This is a genomic window from Candidatus Pelagibacter bacterium nBUS_27, assembly GCF_051200985.1.
In the GTDB taxonomy this organism is placed as follows: domain Bacteria; phylum Pseudomonadota; class Alphaproteobacteria; order Pelagibacterales; family Pelagibacteraceae; genus Pelagibacter.
On sequence record NZ_CP172845.1, the window covers coordinates 413,838 to 429,461 of the forward strand.

Genomic DNA, 15,624 nt, shown 5'->3' on the forward strand with positions numbered 1-15,624 from the left:
TGGTGCCTATCTAAATTTATTTTACGCTCTAAGATTAAAGAGGTAAAAAGCTTGTATCAACTGCTCCGTCTGGAGTGCTCATTCCTTTTAAGAAACCAGCAAGATTTCCAGAAGTCATAGACTTTTCAGTTTCAGCAGGTGAAAGAAATTTAAATCCACCGATTGTTTCTTTCATATCACCAAGTTTCATTTCAGCATCTTTTGCTATAACACCCATATCTGATTTACCAGATGCGTATCTAGCGTTTGCTTCGTGAGTTACTTCGATGAAAGTTCTTAACATTCCTGGATTTTCTTTCATGAATTTGTCAGTTACAGAAGTAATATCAATACCTAAGATACCAGCATCTCTAGCTTCTTGAACTGTTAAAAGTCTTGATCCAACTGCAGTTGCAGCTTTGATAGAGTTACCACCAAATAGACAAGCCATAACAACGTCACCACTTACTAATGCAGCAGCACCTTCTTCTGGGTCCATTTGAATAACATCCATTTTAGATCTGTCAGCTCCAACAACTTTCATACTTTCGTCAAAAACGTATTCAGCCATTGTTCCTAGTGGAACAGCAACTTTTTTACCTTCTAACTCAGAACCATTTGCTTTTGTAATTCCAGAAGCATTAGATGTAACACAAGTTGTTCCACCCATTCCGTATTCCATAGCAATGTCTACAAGTTTTAAAGGCGCTTTAGATTTAACAGCATTAATAAAAGGTACTAAACCTTGAGAGTAAGAAATATCAATATCTCCTGCTAACATAGCATCAGTCATTGCACCACCATTTGAAAAGTTAGTCCATTTAACTGGAACACCTAGAGCTTTTTCATAAATACCTTTTACTTTATCTTCTTGGTTTGGCGTTGGCCATTCTAGAAAGAATGCAACTCTTACTTCTTTGGCAGCTGAGTTTGCAACTGAAATAGAAAGGTTAAGAGCAACGATAGATCCAAGAATAAAACTAATTATTTTTCTCATTTTGTTTATCTCCGTTAGTTAATTTATATATAAATTAGTGCTATTTAATTTGATATTGAGAGTGATGTAAAACAAAAAAATAGCACAGTACAATCCTTGGTTGTGTCAAATTATTATATTTATTTCTATTTATTTTTGTCTATAGAGGCCCTAGATTTAGAATTACTAAAATAAAATTTAATATTAAAGAGAGAAAATTTATGAGCTCAGAAAATAGAACTTCAGTACCAAATTCATTGAATGAACATTGGATGCCTTTTACATCTAATAAAGATTTTAAAGCAAATCCAAGATTGATTACTGAAGCTAAAGGGGTTTATTTAAAAACACATCACGGCAAAACACAAATCGATGCAAGCTCAGGATTATTTTGTAACCCATTAGGTCATGGAAGAAAAGAAATTACAGAAGCCGTTACAAAACAATTAGAAACTTTAGATTATGCTCAACCTTTTCAACAAGGTTTTGGTGGTTCTTTTGAATTAGCATCAAGAATTTCAAAACACACTCCAGGCGATTTAAATAAAATGTTTTTTACAATTTGTGGGTCAACCGCAGTTGAAACAGCTATTAAAATTGCTGTTGCTTACCATAGAGCTAAAGGGAATGCGCAAAGATTTAGATTTGTTGGAAGAGAACGTGGTTACCATGGAATGAACATTGGCTGTGTTTCAGTTGGTGGAATGGTAAATAATGTTAAAACATTTGCAAGTATTTTAATGCCAGGTGTTCAACACATTAGACACACTCATTTACCAGAACATAAATTTGTAAGTGGTCAACCGGAAACAGGTGACTATTTAGCAAATGACTTAGAAACTATTTGTCAAAACTTTGGTGGTGAAAATATCGCTGCTTGTATTGTTGAGCCTATTGCTGGATCAACAGGAACATTAGTACCGCCAAAAGGATATTTACAAAAACTTAGAGAGATTTGTGACAAGCATGGAATACTTTTAATTTTTGATGAAGTAATTACAGGTTGGGGTAGAACAGGCTCCAAGTTTGGTGCACATGAGTTTGGTGTAACACCTGATATTATGACAATGGCAAAAGCTACAACGAATGGAGTTGTGCCTATGGGCGTAGTTGCGTGCAACGATAGCATTTATGACGCTGTAATGGATGCCTCACCAACAGGTGCAGTTGAATTATTTCATGGATACACTTATTCAGGAATCCCAGTTGCAGTCGCTGCAGCTTTAGCTGTTCAAGATATTTTTGAAAAAGATGATATTTTTAACAGAGCTAAAAACTTAGCTCCATACTTCCAAAAAGGTTTATTTTCTCTTCAGGATCTAGAGTCGGTAGATAATATCAGAGGTTATGGAATGATGGGTGGAATTGATATGAAATTAAATACTAAACCAGGTAAAGCTGGTTTTGAATGTTTTAAAGCCTGTTATGAAGCAGGAGTAAACTTTAAAGCAACAGGTGACTGTTTAATTATTGCTCCACAATTTATTTGTGAAGAAAAACATATTGATGAAATTATTGATAAACTGAGAACAGGTATCACTAACTATCAAAAAAACCAAAAAAACTAATTAAATTAATACATTTAATTAAAGAAAGTAGCGTTATGAAAATAGGTGTACCTAAGGAAATCAAGCCACAAGAGCATAGAATTGGATTAACTCCAGAAAGTGTAAAAACTTTGATATCTGAAGGTCACGAAGTAATAGTGGAAAATAACGGTGGTTTTGAAGCTGGCTTTGAAAATGAACAATACACAAGTGTAGGAGCTAAAATTGCTAACTCAGCTGCTGACATTTTCAATGATGCTGAAATTATAGTTAAAGTTAAAGAGCCGCAAAAAGTCGAAGTAGATATGATTAGAGAAAATCAAATTGTATATACTTATCTTCATCTTGCTGCTGCAAAAGAATTAACTGAAGGATTAATTAAATCTAAAAGTATTAACATTGCATATGAAACTGTAACAGATGACAATGGAAGATTACCTTTGCTAGCGCCAATGAGTGCAGTTGCAGGTAGAATGTCTGTTCAAGCAGGAGCTCATTGTTTAGAGAAAAATCAAAAAGGAAGAGGTCTTCTATTAGGTGGAGCACCAGGAGTTGCTCCTGGCAAAGTTGTTATTTTGGGTGGTGGAGTTGTAGGTGAAAATGCAGCAGTTATTGCAACTGGCATGCAAGCCCAAGTTCATATTGTTGATAAATCTGAAGCAAGATTAAAACAACTCGTTGAAATGTTTGGGGATAAAATAATTCCAGAGCAAAGTGATAAAATTGATTTAAATAAATTAGTTTCAGAAGCTGATCTTTTAGTAGGTGGTGTTTTAATTCCAGGTGCTGAAGCTCCTAAATTAGTTACTAGAGACATGATTAAATTAATGAAACGTGGATCAGTTATTGTAGATGTTGCAATTGATCAAGGTGGATGTGTTGAAACAAGTAAACCAACTACTCACGGAGAGCCTACTTATATTGTTGATGATGTTGTTCATTATTGTGTAGCTAATATGCCAGGAGGAGTTCCAAGAACTTCAACACTAGCACTAAACAATGCAACTCTACCTTTTTTAGTTAAACTTGCTAATAAAGGGTATCAAAAAGCTTTAGGTGAAGATAAAAACTTTTTGGCTGGATTAAATGTTCACAAAGGTCATGTAACATATAAAGCGGTAGCAGATGTTTTTGGACATGATTATGTTGCGCCAGATGAGGCTATTAAAATCTAATTAAATGGAAAAAGCTTTACCAAGCAGCACAAAAGTTGTTGTAATTGGTGGAGGTGTTGCTGGATGTTCGGTTGCTTATCATTTAGCAAAATTTGGTTGGAAAGACACAGTTCTTCTTGAAAGAGATCAACTAACATCAGGAACTACTTGGCATGCTGCTGGATTGGTTGGGCAATTAGGTGCAACTGCTACAATTACAAAACTTAGAAAATATTCACTTAATCTTTATAAAGAACTTGAAAAAAAAACTGAACTTTCAACAGGGCTTAAACAAAATGGAGCAATAACTGTTGCTAGTTCAAAAGAAAGACTTCAAGAATTATTAAGACAAGCAACTTCCGCTCAACTTTTTGACGTAAATGTTGAAGTTTTAGATAAACAAAAAGTTAAAGATTTATATCCTGTAATTAATGATCAAGATATTTTGGGTGGTGTTTATATGCCTAAAGATGGTCAGGCAGATCCGGTAGGAGTTACAAATGTGTTGGCTAAGGCTGCAAAAATGGAAGGGGCTAAGATATTTGAAAAATCACCAGTGACTAAAATATTAGTAAAAAACAATAGAATTACTGGTGTTGAAACTAAAGAGGGTAAAATAGATTGTGAGTATGTAGTGCTTGCAACTGGGATGTGGTCTAGACAAATTGGAGAGGATATCGGTGTAAGCGTTCCTTTATATCCAAATGAGCATTTTTATATAATAACTGAACCAATGAAAGATCTGCCAAAAGATCTACCAGTTCTTAGAGATTATAATGATTGTCTTTATTTAAAAGAAGATGCAGGAAAAATGCTCGTCGGTATTTTTGAACCAGGCGCAAAGAATGCATTTAAAGAAAAGGGAATAGTCCCTAATGATTTTTCTTTTGGAGAGTTTCCAGATGATTTTGATCATTTTGAACCCTATTTAGAAAAATCTTTTAAAAGATTACCAATGTTAGAAACAGCCGGTGTTAGAAAATTTTTTTCAGGGCCAGAGTCGTTTACACCCGATACTCAATATTTATTAGGAGAAACGGCAGAAGTTAACAATCTTTATACGTGTTGTGGTTTTAATAGTATTGGTATTGCAAGTTCTGGTGGAGCGGGGCGAGTTACAGCAGAATGGATGATTAATGGTTATATGAATGAAGATTTGTATTCATTAGATATTAAAAGATTTCAAAAATTTCATTCTTCTAAAAAATTTATAATGAATAGAGTTACAGAAACTTTGGGAGATTTGTATGATATGCATTGGCCATATAAACAACACAAGACCTCAAGAGATCAAAGATTACTTCCATACCATGAAGAGTTAAAAAAAATGGGGGCATGTTTTGGTCAATCAGGTGAGTATGAAAGACCAATGTGGTATGCGTTAGATGATGCTAAACCAGATTACAAATATAGTTTTAATTATCAAAATTGGTATCCATCAGTTGAGCATGAGTGTAAAAATACAATTGAAAATGTAGGATTGTTTGAGCTTTCTCCTTTCTCAAAATATGAAATTAATGGTGAAAAGGCATATGAAGAATTACAAAGATTATGTACTGCAAATATTAAAGATGAAATTGGAAAATGCACTTATACTCATATGCTTAATGAAGGAGCGGGAATTGAAACAGATCTAACGGTTGTTTGCATAGACAAAAATCATTTTAGAATAATAAGTTCTGCAGCTGTTAGAACACATGATAAAGCCCATATTTTAAAACATTTATCTTCAGATGTTGAATTTAAAGATATTACAGATGACCTAGTTTGTTTAGGTGTATTTGGACCAAAAAGTAGAGAATTATTATTAAAAATTTGTGAAGATGATTTGTCAAATGAAAATTTTAAATTTGGATATGGTAAAAATATTACTATAAAATCGATAAATGTTTGGGCTCAAAGACTATCTTATGTTGGTGAACTTGGTTATGAGCTTTATGTTCCAATCAAAGATGCAAAAGAAATTTATAATCTAATTATAAGTATAGGAAAACAATTCAGATTATCTCATTGTGGTGCTCATGCGATGGATACCATGAGGATGGAAAGTGGTTTTTTACATTGGGGACATGATATTTCACCAGAAGAAAATCAGTATCAAGCAGGGCTTAATTTCGCAATTAGTTATAAAAAACCTTTTGATTTTATTGGTAAAAAAGCTTTAGAAAAAATTAAATCAAATAAAATAGACAGAAGATTTACAATGTTTATTTTAAAAGAAAATAAACCTGGTTTTCCACTGTTGCATCATGAAGAGCCAATTTATATAGATAATAAAATCATTGGAAAAACTACATCAGGAAATTATTCATTTAATTACAATAAAAACATGTCTTTTGGTTATATTAACACTGAGCTTACTAACGATGAATTAAAAGATAAGAAAATATATATTGAAATAGAAAAACAAAAATATTTAGCTCAAGTATTATTTAAACCTTTAAAACAATCAAATTATAAATCAATTTAGATTCAATCCTTATTTAAATTCATGATTATTGGAAGATTATAGCTTAAATTGTGCAAGAAAGCGGATTTTAAATTAGTTTGAATTTATAACTAATTGCTGTTTAAATGGTGTTGTGAAAAAAGACGATCAAGAAATAACTTTATTAAATTCTGATATTGCTTCAAATAATGATCTAAAAAAAAATAACTTTAAAACAACCAACGTTAATATTTTACTTAATAGGGTTAGATTAGATAAGAAAAGAACTTTTAAAAAAAGAATTGTTTTTACATTTTTTTTAGCTGCTCTAATTAGTTCTTTAACTGTTTATTTTGTTATTTAGCAAAAAATCTGACCTAAAAAGGTTATTGAAACAATAAAGATTTATATTATAAGTCATCAATAAATAATGGCGGGGTAGCTCAGTTGGTTAGAGCGCAGGACTCATAAGCCTGAGGTCAGTGGTTCGATCCCACTTCCCGCTACCATTTAATGTCCTGGAAAATCAATTAAATTTTCAACTTTATAATTATTTTTCACTAAATTATCAGATCCACCTAAATCAAATAAGTTAATTACAAATACAAAAGCTGCAACTTTACTTTTCGAAATTTCTACAAGTTTAGCAGCCGCTTCAGCAGTGCCACCAGTTGCAATTAAATCATCAATAATTAGAACACTATCATTTTCATCTAAAGAATCTTTGTGAACTTCAATTGTAGCTGTTCCATATTCAAGCTCAAAATCAATTGAATGAACATCGGCAGGTAATTTATTTTTTTTTCTTAGCATTATGAATGGTTTTTTTAAAATATATGAAACTGCAGAGGCAAAGACAAAGCCACGCGACTCTATTGCTGCAATTTTTGTAAAATTATATTTTTTAGATCTTTCAACAATTTGATTAATAGTTTCTGCAAAAGCATTTTCATCTTTAATTAATGTAGTGATATCTCTAAACAAAATACCTTTTTTAGGGTAATCTGGGATAGATCTAATATAATCTTTTAAATTCATAATAGTTAATTATAAAAGTATAAATAATTAAATTTTTATCTATGACAACTAATAAATTAGCAATAATTGGTGGAAGTGGTCTTTATGATGTTGAAGAGTTTAAAGACAGAGAATTACTTGATTTAAATACTCCTTGGGGAAAACCATCAGATAAAATCTTAAAAACAAAGTACAATAATAAAGAAGTTTATTTTTTACCAAGACATGGAAGAGGACATTTTATTTCTCCATCTAATATTAATTTTAGAGCAAATATTGATGCACTTAAACAATTAGGGGTATCAGATATTGTCTCTGTTTCTGCAGTAGGGTCACTTAAAGAAGATCTACCACCAGGTAAATTTGTTATTGTAGATCAATTTATTGATGGAACTTTTGCAAGAACTAAAACTTTTTTTGATGATGAGATTGTTGCACATGTTTCAATGGCTCACCCAACATCAAACGGATTGATGAATGCTTGTGAAGAAGCTATAAAAAAATCAAACATAGATTATCAAAGAAATGGAACTTATGTTGTGATGGAAGGGCCTCAATTTTCAACACTTGCTGAGTCAAATTTATACAGATCATGGAAAGCAGATGTTATTGGTATGACTAATATGCCTGAAGCAAAACTCGCTAGAGAGGCTGAAATTAGATACGCATCTGTTTCAATGGTGACTGATTTTGATTGCTGGCATCCTGACCATGAAAATGTCGATGTTAAGCAAGTTATTAAAGTTCTTTTAGGCAATGCTGAAAAAGCTAAGGTGATGATTAAAAATTTAATTGATAATTTTGAGAATTATATTGATCCAAAAGATCCAACAAATAATTGCTTAGATGTTGCAATAATTACAGTTCCAGAAAAAAGAACTCAAAAGACGGTTGATAAACTTAAATCTGTAGCTGGTAGAGTTTTATCTAAATGAGAATAGAGGGAAAAGAGTATAGAACAATTTGGTTTGACAGTGGTGTAGTAAAGATAATTGACCAAACAAAGCTTCCACATAAATTTATAATTAAAGATCTCAAATCAGTCAAAGATGCAATAAATGCGATTAAAATTATGGAGGTGAGAGGTGCACCTTTAATTGGTGGAACTGCTGCCTATGGAATAGTTTTAGCAATCCAGGAAAATAATAATCCAGAATTTATAAACAAAAGTGCAGAACAACTAATTCATTCAAGACCTACAGCAATTAATTTGAAATGGGCAGTAGATCGTATGATGAAAAAATTATCAGATATTAATAATGATAAAACCTTAGATGTTGCTTTAAATGAAGCTAAAGAAATATGTGATGAAGATGAAAAGTTTTGTGAAAATATAGGTATCAATGGATTAAAAATAATTGAGGAAATTTATAATAGGAAGAAAGATACAGTTAATATTTTGACTCATTGTAATGCTGGATGGTTAGCAACTATTAATTGGGGAACAGCTACTTCCCCCATATATCACGCACATAAAAAAGGCATTCCAGTTCATGTATGGGTAGACGAAACTAGACCAAGAAACCAAGGTGCAAATTTAACTTCTTATGAATTAAATGAGGAAGAAATACCAAATACTATAATTGCTGACAATACAGGTGGAATTTTAATGCAAAGAGGTGAGGTGGATATGTGTATTGTAGGGACTGATAGAACTTTATCTAATGGAGATGTTTGTAATAAAATTGGAACTTATCTAAAAGCATTAGCAGCTCATGATAATAATGTGCCTTTTTATGTAGCATTACCAAGTTCAACTATCGATTGGGAAATTAAAGAAGGTAAAAATATCCCAATTGAAGAAAGAAATTCAGAAGAGCTGTCTCATGTTGAGGGAGTGGATGAAAATAATGAGATCAAAAAAGTTTTAATTTACCCTAAAAAAAGTAAAGCAATGAATCTTGCCTTTGATGTTACTCCAGCAAAGTATGTAACAGGTTTGATAACAGAAAAAGGTATTTCCGAAGCATCATCTAATGGTCTAAAAGAATTATTTAAGAAATAATTCTGGAAGAAATTAATCCATCAAGTGGTTTTGGGTGAAACCACGTAGACTTTTGTGGCATATATTTTTTCTTTTTTGCAAAGGATAAAACTTGTGAAATATTTGTAGGATATAATCTAAATGCTAAATTATACTTTTTAGAATTTACAAAATTTTCCAAGGCTTTTTTACCTTTAAATCCTGATACGAAATCAATATTTTTTTTATTTTTCAGGATTTTATCTAATATTAATTTTCTTAATATTGTTACATCTAATTCTTTTGATTGTTTTAAAGGCTTAATTGTATACCATTTTTTATTTGCATACATTTCAATTTGGTTATTTTTAAGTTTCTTATTCATTTTAGATATTTTTAAAGAAAAGTGTTTTGAAATTATTTCCTTAATTTTTTCAAATTTTAGGTTAGTTTTTACAACTCTATTATAATCCAATATGTTTACTTGGTTATCTGGAAAAGCAATTATCATAGGAGCAATTTTTTTTTTACTTTTTAACATTGCTTGAATTCGATGATGTCCATCACATATATATATCTTTTTTATATTTTTTAGATAATTTTTAAGTAATCTTACTTTATTTAATTTATTAACAACCCAAAGTTCATGCCTACATTTATCTTTAGATTTAAAATTATAATCTGATTTAAATCTAAAAATATTCTTTAATTTTTTTAACGAATTTGGAGTACTCTTGTATGTAGTATAAATAGGGCTTATTTGACTATTGAATTTTAATAATTGCTCTTTTCTTTTTTTAATTCTTTCAACAAAAGTTTCTTCATGACCTAATATTTTTTTGTCATCATAATTATCTAGATTTATTTTTCCAACTATCCCAAGTAACTTCTTATTATTGTATGTAATTCTATATAAATAGAAATGATTTGATGTATCTTGCTGAATAATGCCTTTATCTTTAAGACTTTTAAGAATTTTTTTTGATTTATTGATTTTGGAAGTATTTAATAAATTTAGAAAGTTTAATTTTTTATTTGGTTTATAATTATCAATATAACTAACGTTTGGAGAAGTAACTTCTTTTGCAAACCTTTTTTTAGGTCTTATTCCGCTAAATGGTTTTATGAGACTCAATTTTTTAAATTAAGCAATTTTTGGCAATTCTTCTAAAGCTTTATCAACACTTGCTTGGTCAAATTTATCTTCAGCTAAGTTTCCTTCGAAGAAATCACCGTAAGCCTTCATATCAAAGTGACCATGCCCACAAAGATTAAATAGTATTGATTTAGATTCACCATTCTTTTTGCACTCTAATGCTGCATCAATTGCACCTTTGACTGCATGAGTAGCTTCAGGAGCAGGAACTATTCCTTCTGTTCTTGCAAAGTTAACGCCTGCTTCAAAACATTCTTTTTGACCATATGCTTTTGCTTCTATTGCATTAAGCTCTTTAAGATGGCTAACCATTGGTGCCATAGCGTGGTATCTTAATCCTCCAGAGTGTGTTGCTGGTGGAATAAACTGTGATCCTAAAGTATGTGTTTTCATTAGTGGTGTTAATCTTCCTGTATCACCAAAGTCATAAACAAATTTACCTTTTGTAAGTGAAGGACATGATTTTGGTTCACATGCAATTACTCTTGTTTTTGTTCCTTCTCTAAAATTTTTACCTAAAAATGGAAAAACTAATCCTGCAAAGTTGCTACCACCACCTGTACATCCAACTAAAATATCAGGATAGTCATCAGCCATTTCCATTTGAAGTAATGTTTCATTTCCAACGATAGTTTGATGCATCAACACATGATTTAACACACTGCCAAGCGCATATTTTGTATCAGGATTTTTTGCTGCCATTTCAACAGCTTCTGAAATAGCTATTCCTAAACTACCAGAGCTATCTGGAAATTTCGCTAATATAGCTTTTCCACTATCAGTTTCTTCTGATGGACTTGCAACACATCTTGCTCCATATGTTTGCATTACTAATTTTCTATATGGTTTTTGCTCAAAACTTACTTTAACCATATAAACATCTAACTCTATTCCAAATAACTTACATGCAAAAGCAAGTGAGGTTCCCCACTGTCCTGCACCTGTTTCAGTAGTTATTTTTTTTGTACCTTCTTCTTTATTGTAAAAAGCTTGTGCAACCGCTGTATTTGGTTTGTGACTTCCTGACGGGCTTACTCCTTCATATTTGTAATAGATTCTTGCAGGAGTATCTAAATGTTTTTCTAATCTTCTTGCTCTGTAAAGTGGAGAAGGTCTCCATTGTTTATAAATATCTCTTACCGGCTCAGGAATTTCAATTTCTCTTTCTTGAGAAACTTCTTGCCCGATTAGAGCCATTGGAAATAACGGTGCTAAATCATCTGGTCCTATTGGTTTTAAAGTGCCAGGATGTAAAACTGGATCCAAGGGTTTTGGAAGATCTGCAGCTATATTATACCAAGTCTTTGGCATTTTACTTTCTTCAAGAAAATATTTAATTGTATCAGTCATTTTTTTCTTTATGTAGTCTGATCTTAAATTAAGTTAAAATCAAGTTTTTTTTAATGAAGAAAATTAAGGCTGAAATAATCAAATATTCCAAAATGCTTAACAGCAGAAAGCTATCTGCTCTTAGATCTGGCAATATATCAGTAAGATACAATGATGGTTTCTTAATCACTCCCTCTGGAAAAAAGTATTCATCATTAAAAGGTAGTGATATAGTTTTTGTTTCACTTAAAGGAAATTTTGATAAAAAAAAAGGAATTCCTTCTTCAGAATGGAAATTCCATCAAGATATTTATCTAAATAAAAAAGAGGCTAAAGCTGTAGTTCACGCTCATTCAATTAATGCAACGGCTGTTGCTACTCACAAGAAAAGCATTCCATCTTTTCATTACATGGTTGCTATGGCAGGAGGTCACGATATTAAATGTGCAAAATATGCAACTTATGGGACAAGAGAATTATCTAAAAATATTTTAAAAGCTTTAAAGGGCAGAAAAGCTTGCTTAATCAGCAATCACGGTCAGATTGCATTCGAAAAAAATTTACCAAAAGCTTTTGAGCTAGCTGAAGAGGTTGAAAATATATCGCTTCAGTATATAACGAGCTTAAAATTGGGTAGGCCTAAAATTCTTTCGATAAAAGAAATGAAAAAAGTATTATCCAAAGCAAAAAATTATAAGAGAGGATAATTAATGACTAAAGTTGGAGAGCATATAACTCTAGACATTATTGGAACTACCAAAGAATACGATCCTTCTTTGTTTGAAAAAGTTATTAATGATATTGCAAAAGCAGCTGATGTAACAATTCTTAATATTTCTAAATATAAATTTGAGCCTCAAGGTTTTACAATTTTAGCATTATTAGCAGAAAGCCATATCAGTTTTCATACATTTCCCGAAAAAGGAATAATTAGTTTTGATTTTTTTACTTGTGGAAAAGTTAACCCATCAGTTGCAATTGATATAATAAAAAAAGAATTTGCTCATAAAAGAATTGTTAAAAAAGAATTTAATAGAGATACAAAATCTCTTTATCATGACATTTATAGTTCGCCAGGATTACAAAAATCATATGTAGTAAACGATGTTCTTGAAGATTTTAAATCAAAAGTCGGTCAACATATTGAAATTTTAGAATTAGAACAATTTGGTAAATCATTATTTATTGATGGAGAAATACAAGTCGCTGCAACTGATGAGCATTTATACAGCTCAACTTTTGTAGGTGCTGGTCTTCATTTAAATAAAAACAACGAAAGAGCTGCAATCATTGGAGGTGGTGATGGTGGTGTTGCAAGAGAGTGCATTTCTAAAAATTTTAATTTTATAGACTGGTTTGAGCTTGATCCGGAAGTTGTGGACGTTTGTAACAAACATCTTGGAGATATAGGCAACAAAGCTACAGAAAAAAATTCAGTGAAATGTGTGTGGGGCGATGCATTTAAAAGCATAACATCAGTTGAAGATGATACCTATGATCACATTTTCGTTGATCTTAATGATGATCAATTTTGTATAGATCTTGCTGCTAAAAATATGGACTCAATGATCAGAATATTAAAACCAAAAGGTGTGATTACCGCTCAGGTGGGCAGTCAAGATAAAAAACCTAAGCAAGTTGATAACTGGCTAAATGTATTTAACCATCATTTTGGAAATACTAAATTATCTAGAGTTTATATACCTAGTTTTGATTGTTCTTGGAACTTCTCTTCATCAATAAACCATTAATTTTTCTTTTTTAATTTTTAAAATTGTGAAATACTTCCTCCAAATTAAAGGAGAAAATAATGAATATATTCAAAAAAACTATTTTAACAGTTCTTGCTTCTTTATTAGTTATCGGAAATGTTTACGCTGACAAGATAAAAATTGGAACTGAAGGTGCTTACCCACCATGGAACTCAAAAGATGCATCAGGCAATCTTATTGGTTTTGAGGTTGAGTTAGCAAACGAACTTTGTGCAATCATGAAACATGAGTGTACTATCGTTGAACAAGACTGGGATGGAATGATACCGGCCTTATTGATGAGAAAGTTCGATGCAATTATGGCAGGTATGTCAATTACTGCTGAAAGACAAAAAACAATCACTTTTTCTCAAGGTTATGCTGATGAAGTAGCTTCGCTTGCAGTTATGAAAGGTTCTAGTCTAGAAGGTGTTGATACTCCCGAGGGTGTTAATTTAACTTTAGGTGGATCTGCTGTTAAAAAAGCTCTTAAAACTTTAACAGGTGCACTTGCTGGAAAAACTGTATGTACTCAAACAGGAACTATTCACCAAAACTTTTTAGAGTCAGGTGATGTAGGAAGTGTTAATGTTAGAACTTACAAAACTCAAGATGAAGTAAATCTAGATTTAACATCTGGAAGATGTGATGTTGCATTAGCTGCAGCTGTTGCATTTACAGACTATGCTGACAAATCAGGAAAACCAGTTGTATTAGTTGGACCAACTTTTTCAGGTGGTGCATTTGGTAATGGTGTTGGTGTTGGTGTTAGACAAGGTGGAGATGATGCGATTGGAAAAAGAGACGCTAAACTTCTAAAAGACTTCAACAAAGCAATTGATAAAGCTAGAAAACAAGGAATCATTAGCAGACTTGCTATTAAGCACTTTGGTTTCGATGCTTCTATGTAATTAATTTCAGATTTGGCGACTATAATATATAGTCGCCAATCTATATGGAACTTCTCGCATTTGGCAAAACTGGTTGGGGTGATGAATTATTTTATGCAACCTTAATGACTATAGCTGTCTCTGTTACAGCAATGTTAATTGGTTTTATTTTTGCGTTAATTTTTACTCCATTAAAGTTATCTAAATATAAATCTTTAAATCTAATAGGAAATTTTTACACCACTGTTATCCGTGGTGTTCCAGAACTTCTAGTAATTTACCTATTCTTCTTTGGAGGCAGTGGAGCAATTATGTATGTAGCGTCTATCTTTGGTTATTTTGAATACATAGAAATTAATGCATTTATTACAGGCTCGATGGCAATTGGTATAATTTCTGGTGCATACTCAACCGAAGTATTTAGAGGTGCTATTCAATCAATAGACAAAGGTCAGTTTGAAGCTGCCAAAGTATTGGGTGTTGGTAAATTTGCGCAGTTCTATAAAATAATATTACCTCAAATGTTAAGACTAGCTATTCCCAACTTAAGTAATGTTTGGCAAATTACTTTAAAAGATACTTCTCTTATTTCAGTCACGGGACTAGTTGAAATTATGAGACAATCTTATATTGCAGCAGGATCTACTAGAGATCCATTATTTTTTTATTCTTTCGCTGCAGTTTTGTATTTATTGTTAACTTATTTAAGCATGAAACTAATCAATAGATTAGAAGCAAAGTATAGCAGGGGGTATTAATGGATTTTGATTTAATGATCACTAGTTTACCCAAACTACTTAGTGCTACTTTAATTACACTGAAATTATTATCTGTATCTTTGATAGCTGGAATGTTTCTAGGTTTATTTTTTGCAATCTTGAGAATGAATAAGAATATTTTTATCAATCAATTTGCATATGCGTATTCTTATGTATTTAGAGGAACTCCTTTACTGGTCCAAATTTTTATTATTTATTTTGGCTTAGGCCAAATTGAGTACTTAAGATCAACATTTTTGTGGGTGATTTTGAAAGAACCGTATTGGTGTGCAATTATTGCTTTTGCATTAAATACTGGCGCTTATACATCTGAAATTTTAAGATCAGCATTTCAGACTATTAAACCAGGCATTATTGAAGCTGGAAAAAGTTTAGGTATATCAAGTAAAATTATCTTTTATAAAATTCAAATTCCAATTGCTATCAGACAATCATTGCCTGCTTATGGCAACGAAATAATCTTAATGATGAAAGGTACATCGTTAGCAAGCACTGTAACCCTGATGGATTTAACAGGAGTTGCAAAATATATAATTTCAACAACTTTTAAACCTATAGAAGTATTTATTGTAGCAGGTGGGATTTATTTATTTATGACTTTTTTGATTCATAATTTGATAAAGTATTTAGAAAAAAAATATAGTTTCCAGTAAAA

General features: G+C 31.5%; 15 protein-coding genes and 1 tRNA gene. 12 read left to right on the forward strand and 4 right to left on the reverse strand.

The genetic code is table 11. The features are described 5' to 3' along the window. Positions 1 to 34: 34 nt before the first annotated feature. Positions 35 to 976 carry an ABC transporter substrate-binding protein gene (locus tag ACIJYG_RS02205; protein WP_435098034.1) on the reverse strand — a complete coding sequence of 314 codons (942 nt, stop codon included), beginning with the start codon at positions 974 to 976 and terminating at the stop codon, positions 35 to 37. A gap of 200 nt (positions 977 to 1,176) precedes the next feature. Between ACIJYG_RS02205 and ACIJYG_RS02210 the strand changes: the two genes are divergently transcribed. From ACIJYG_RS02210 to ACIJYG_RS02230, 5 genes are all read left to right on the forward strand, one after another. Beyond that, the gene (locus ACIJYG_RS02210) at positions 1,177 to 2,523 is read left to right on the forward strand and encodes an aspartate aminotransferase family protein (RefSeq protein ID WP_435088847.1); all 1,347 of its coding nucleotides are present in this window, start codon (positions 1,177 to 1,179) and stop codon (positions 2,521 to 2,523) included. A 35-nt stretch (positions 2,524 to 2,558) separates the two neighbouring features. Beyond that, positions 2,559 to 3,677 (forward strand): alanine dehydrogenase, encoded by a 1,119-nt coding sequence (gene ald, locus ACIJYG_RS02215; protein ID WP_435098037.1) that lies wholly within the window; start codon positions 2,559 to 2,561, stop codon positions 3,675 to 3,677. Positions 3,678 to 3,681: 4 nt separating this feature from the next. After that, complete coding sequence (locus tag ACIJYG_RS02220; RefSeq protein ID WP_435098040.1) at positions 3,682 to 6,126, forward strand: GcvT family protein; 2,445 nt, start codon at positions 3,682 to 3,684, stop codon at positions 6,124 to 6,126. A 112-nt stretch (positions 6,127 to 6,238) separates the two neighbouring features. Further along, a complete protein-coding gene (locus ACIJYG_RS02225) occupies positions 6,239 to 6,448 on the forward strand; it encodes a hypothetical protein (protein WP_435098043.1) in 210 nt (69 codons plus the stop codon). Positions 6,449 to 6,516: 68 nt separating this feature from the next. Next, positions 6,517 to 6,593, forward strand: a tRNA-Met gene (locus ACIJYG_RS02230). 1 nt (position 6,594) lies between these two features. On the opposite strand, the gene ACIJYG_RS02235 is transcribed toward ACIJYG_RS02230, so the two are convergent. Then, the gene (locus ACIJYG_RS02235; protein WP_435098046.1) at positions 6,595 to 7,122 is read right to left on the reverse strand and encodes an adenine phosphoribosyltransferase; all 528 of its coding nucleotides are present in this window, start codon (positions 7,120 to 7,122) and stop codon (positions 6,595 to 6,597) included. Between the two features lie 41 nt (positions 7,123 to 7,163). On the opposite strand from ACIJYG_RS02235, the gene ACIJYG_RS02240 reads away from it, so the two are divergent. After that, entirely contained in the window at positions 7,164 to 8,036 is an 873-nt protein-coding gene (locus tag ACIJYG_RS02240) for an S-methyl-5'-thioadenosine phosphorylase (RefSeq protein WP_435098052.1), read from the forward strand. Then, positions 8,033 to 9,106 (forward strand): S-methyl-5-thioribose-1-phosphate isomerase, encoded by a 1,074-nt coding sequence (gene mtnA / locus ACIJYG_RS02245; protein WP_435098073.1) that lies wholly within the window; start codon positions 8,033 to 8,035, stop codon positions 9,104 to 9,106. Before ACIJYG_RS02240 ends, mtnA begins: the two co-directional genes overlap by 4 nt. Here the strand turns inward: mtnA and ACIJYG_RS02250 are convergent. Both ACIJYG_RS02250 and ACIJYG_RS02255 read right to left on the reverse strand, forming a co-directional pair. Further along, positions 9,096 to 10,199: a DUF1015 family protein gene (locus ACIJYG_RS02250; protein ID WP_435098076.1), complete on the reverse strand. Its 1,104-nt coding sequence runs from the start codon at positions 10,197 to 10,199 to the stop codon at positions 9,096 to 9,098. The genes mtnA and ACIJYG_RS02250 overlap by 11 nt on opposite strands. 9 nt (positions 10,200 to 10,208) lie before the next feature. Continuing rightward, positions 10,209 to 11,570, reverse strand: a complete 1,362-nt coding sequence (locus ACIJYG_RS02255; protein WP_435098079.1) for a TrpB-like pyridoxal phosphate-dependent enzyme — start codon at positions 11,568 to 11,570, stop codon at positions 10,209 to 10,211. Positions 11,571 to 11,623: 53 nt separating this feature from the next. Here ACIJYG_RS02255 and ACIJYG_RS02260 point away from each other — a divergent pair, with 53 nt between their 5' ends. The 5 genes from ACIJYG_RS02260 to ACIJYG_RS02280 are packed head-to-tail and all read left to right on the forward strand — an operon-like array spanning position 11,624 to position 15,622. Next, positions 11,624 to 12,256, forward strand: a complete 633-nt coding sequence (locus tag ACIJYG_RS02260) for a class II aldolase/adducin family protein (RefSeq protein ID WP_435098082.1) — start codon at positions 11,624 to 11,626, stop codon at positions 12,254 to 12,256. A 3-nt stretch (positions 12,257 to 12,259) separates the two neighbouring features. After that, positions 12,260 to 13,300 (forward strand): adenosylmethionine decarboxylase, encoded by a 1,041-nt coding sequence (gene speD, locus ACIJYG_RS02265; RefSeq protein ID WP_435098085.1) that lies wholly within the window; start codon positions 12,260 to 12,262, stop codon positions 13,298 to 13,300. A gap of 59 nt (positions 13,301 to 13,359) precedes the next feature. Further along, a complete protein-coding gene (locus ACIJYG_RS02270; protein ID WP_435086788.1) occupies positions 13,360 to 14,211 on the forward strand; it encodes a transporter substrate-binding domain-containing protein in 852 nt (283 codons plus the stop codon). Between the two features lie 44 nt (positions 14,212 to 14,255). Beyond that, a complete protein-coding gene (locus ACIJYG_RS02275) occupies positions 14,256 to 14,948 on the forward strand; it encodes an ABC transporter permease (protein WP_435098088.1) in 693 nt (230 codons plus the stop codon). Further along, positions 14,948 to 15,622, forward strand: a complete 675-nt coding sequence (locus ACIJYG_RS02280; protein WP_435098091.1) for an ABC transporter permease — start codon at positions 14,948 to 14,950, stop codon at positions 15,620 to 15,622. Before ACIJYG_RS02275 ends, ACIJYG_RS02280 begins: the two co-directional genes overlap by 1 nt. Positions 15,623 to 15,624 lie beyond the last annotated feature (2 nt).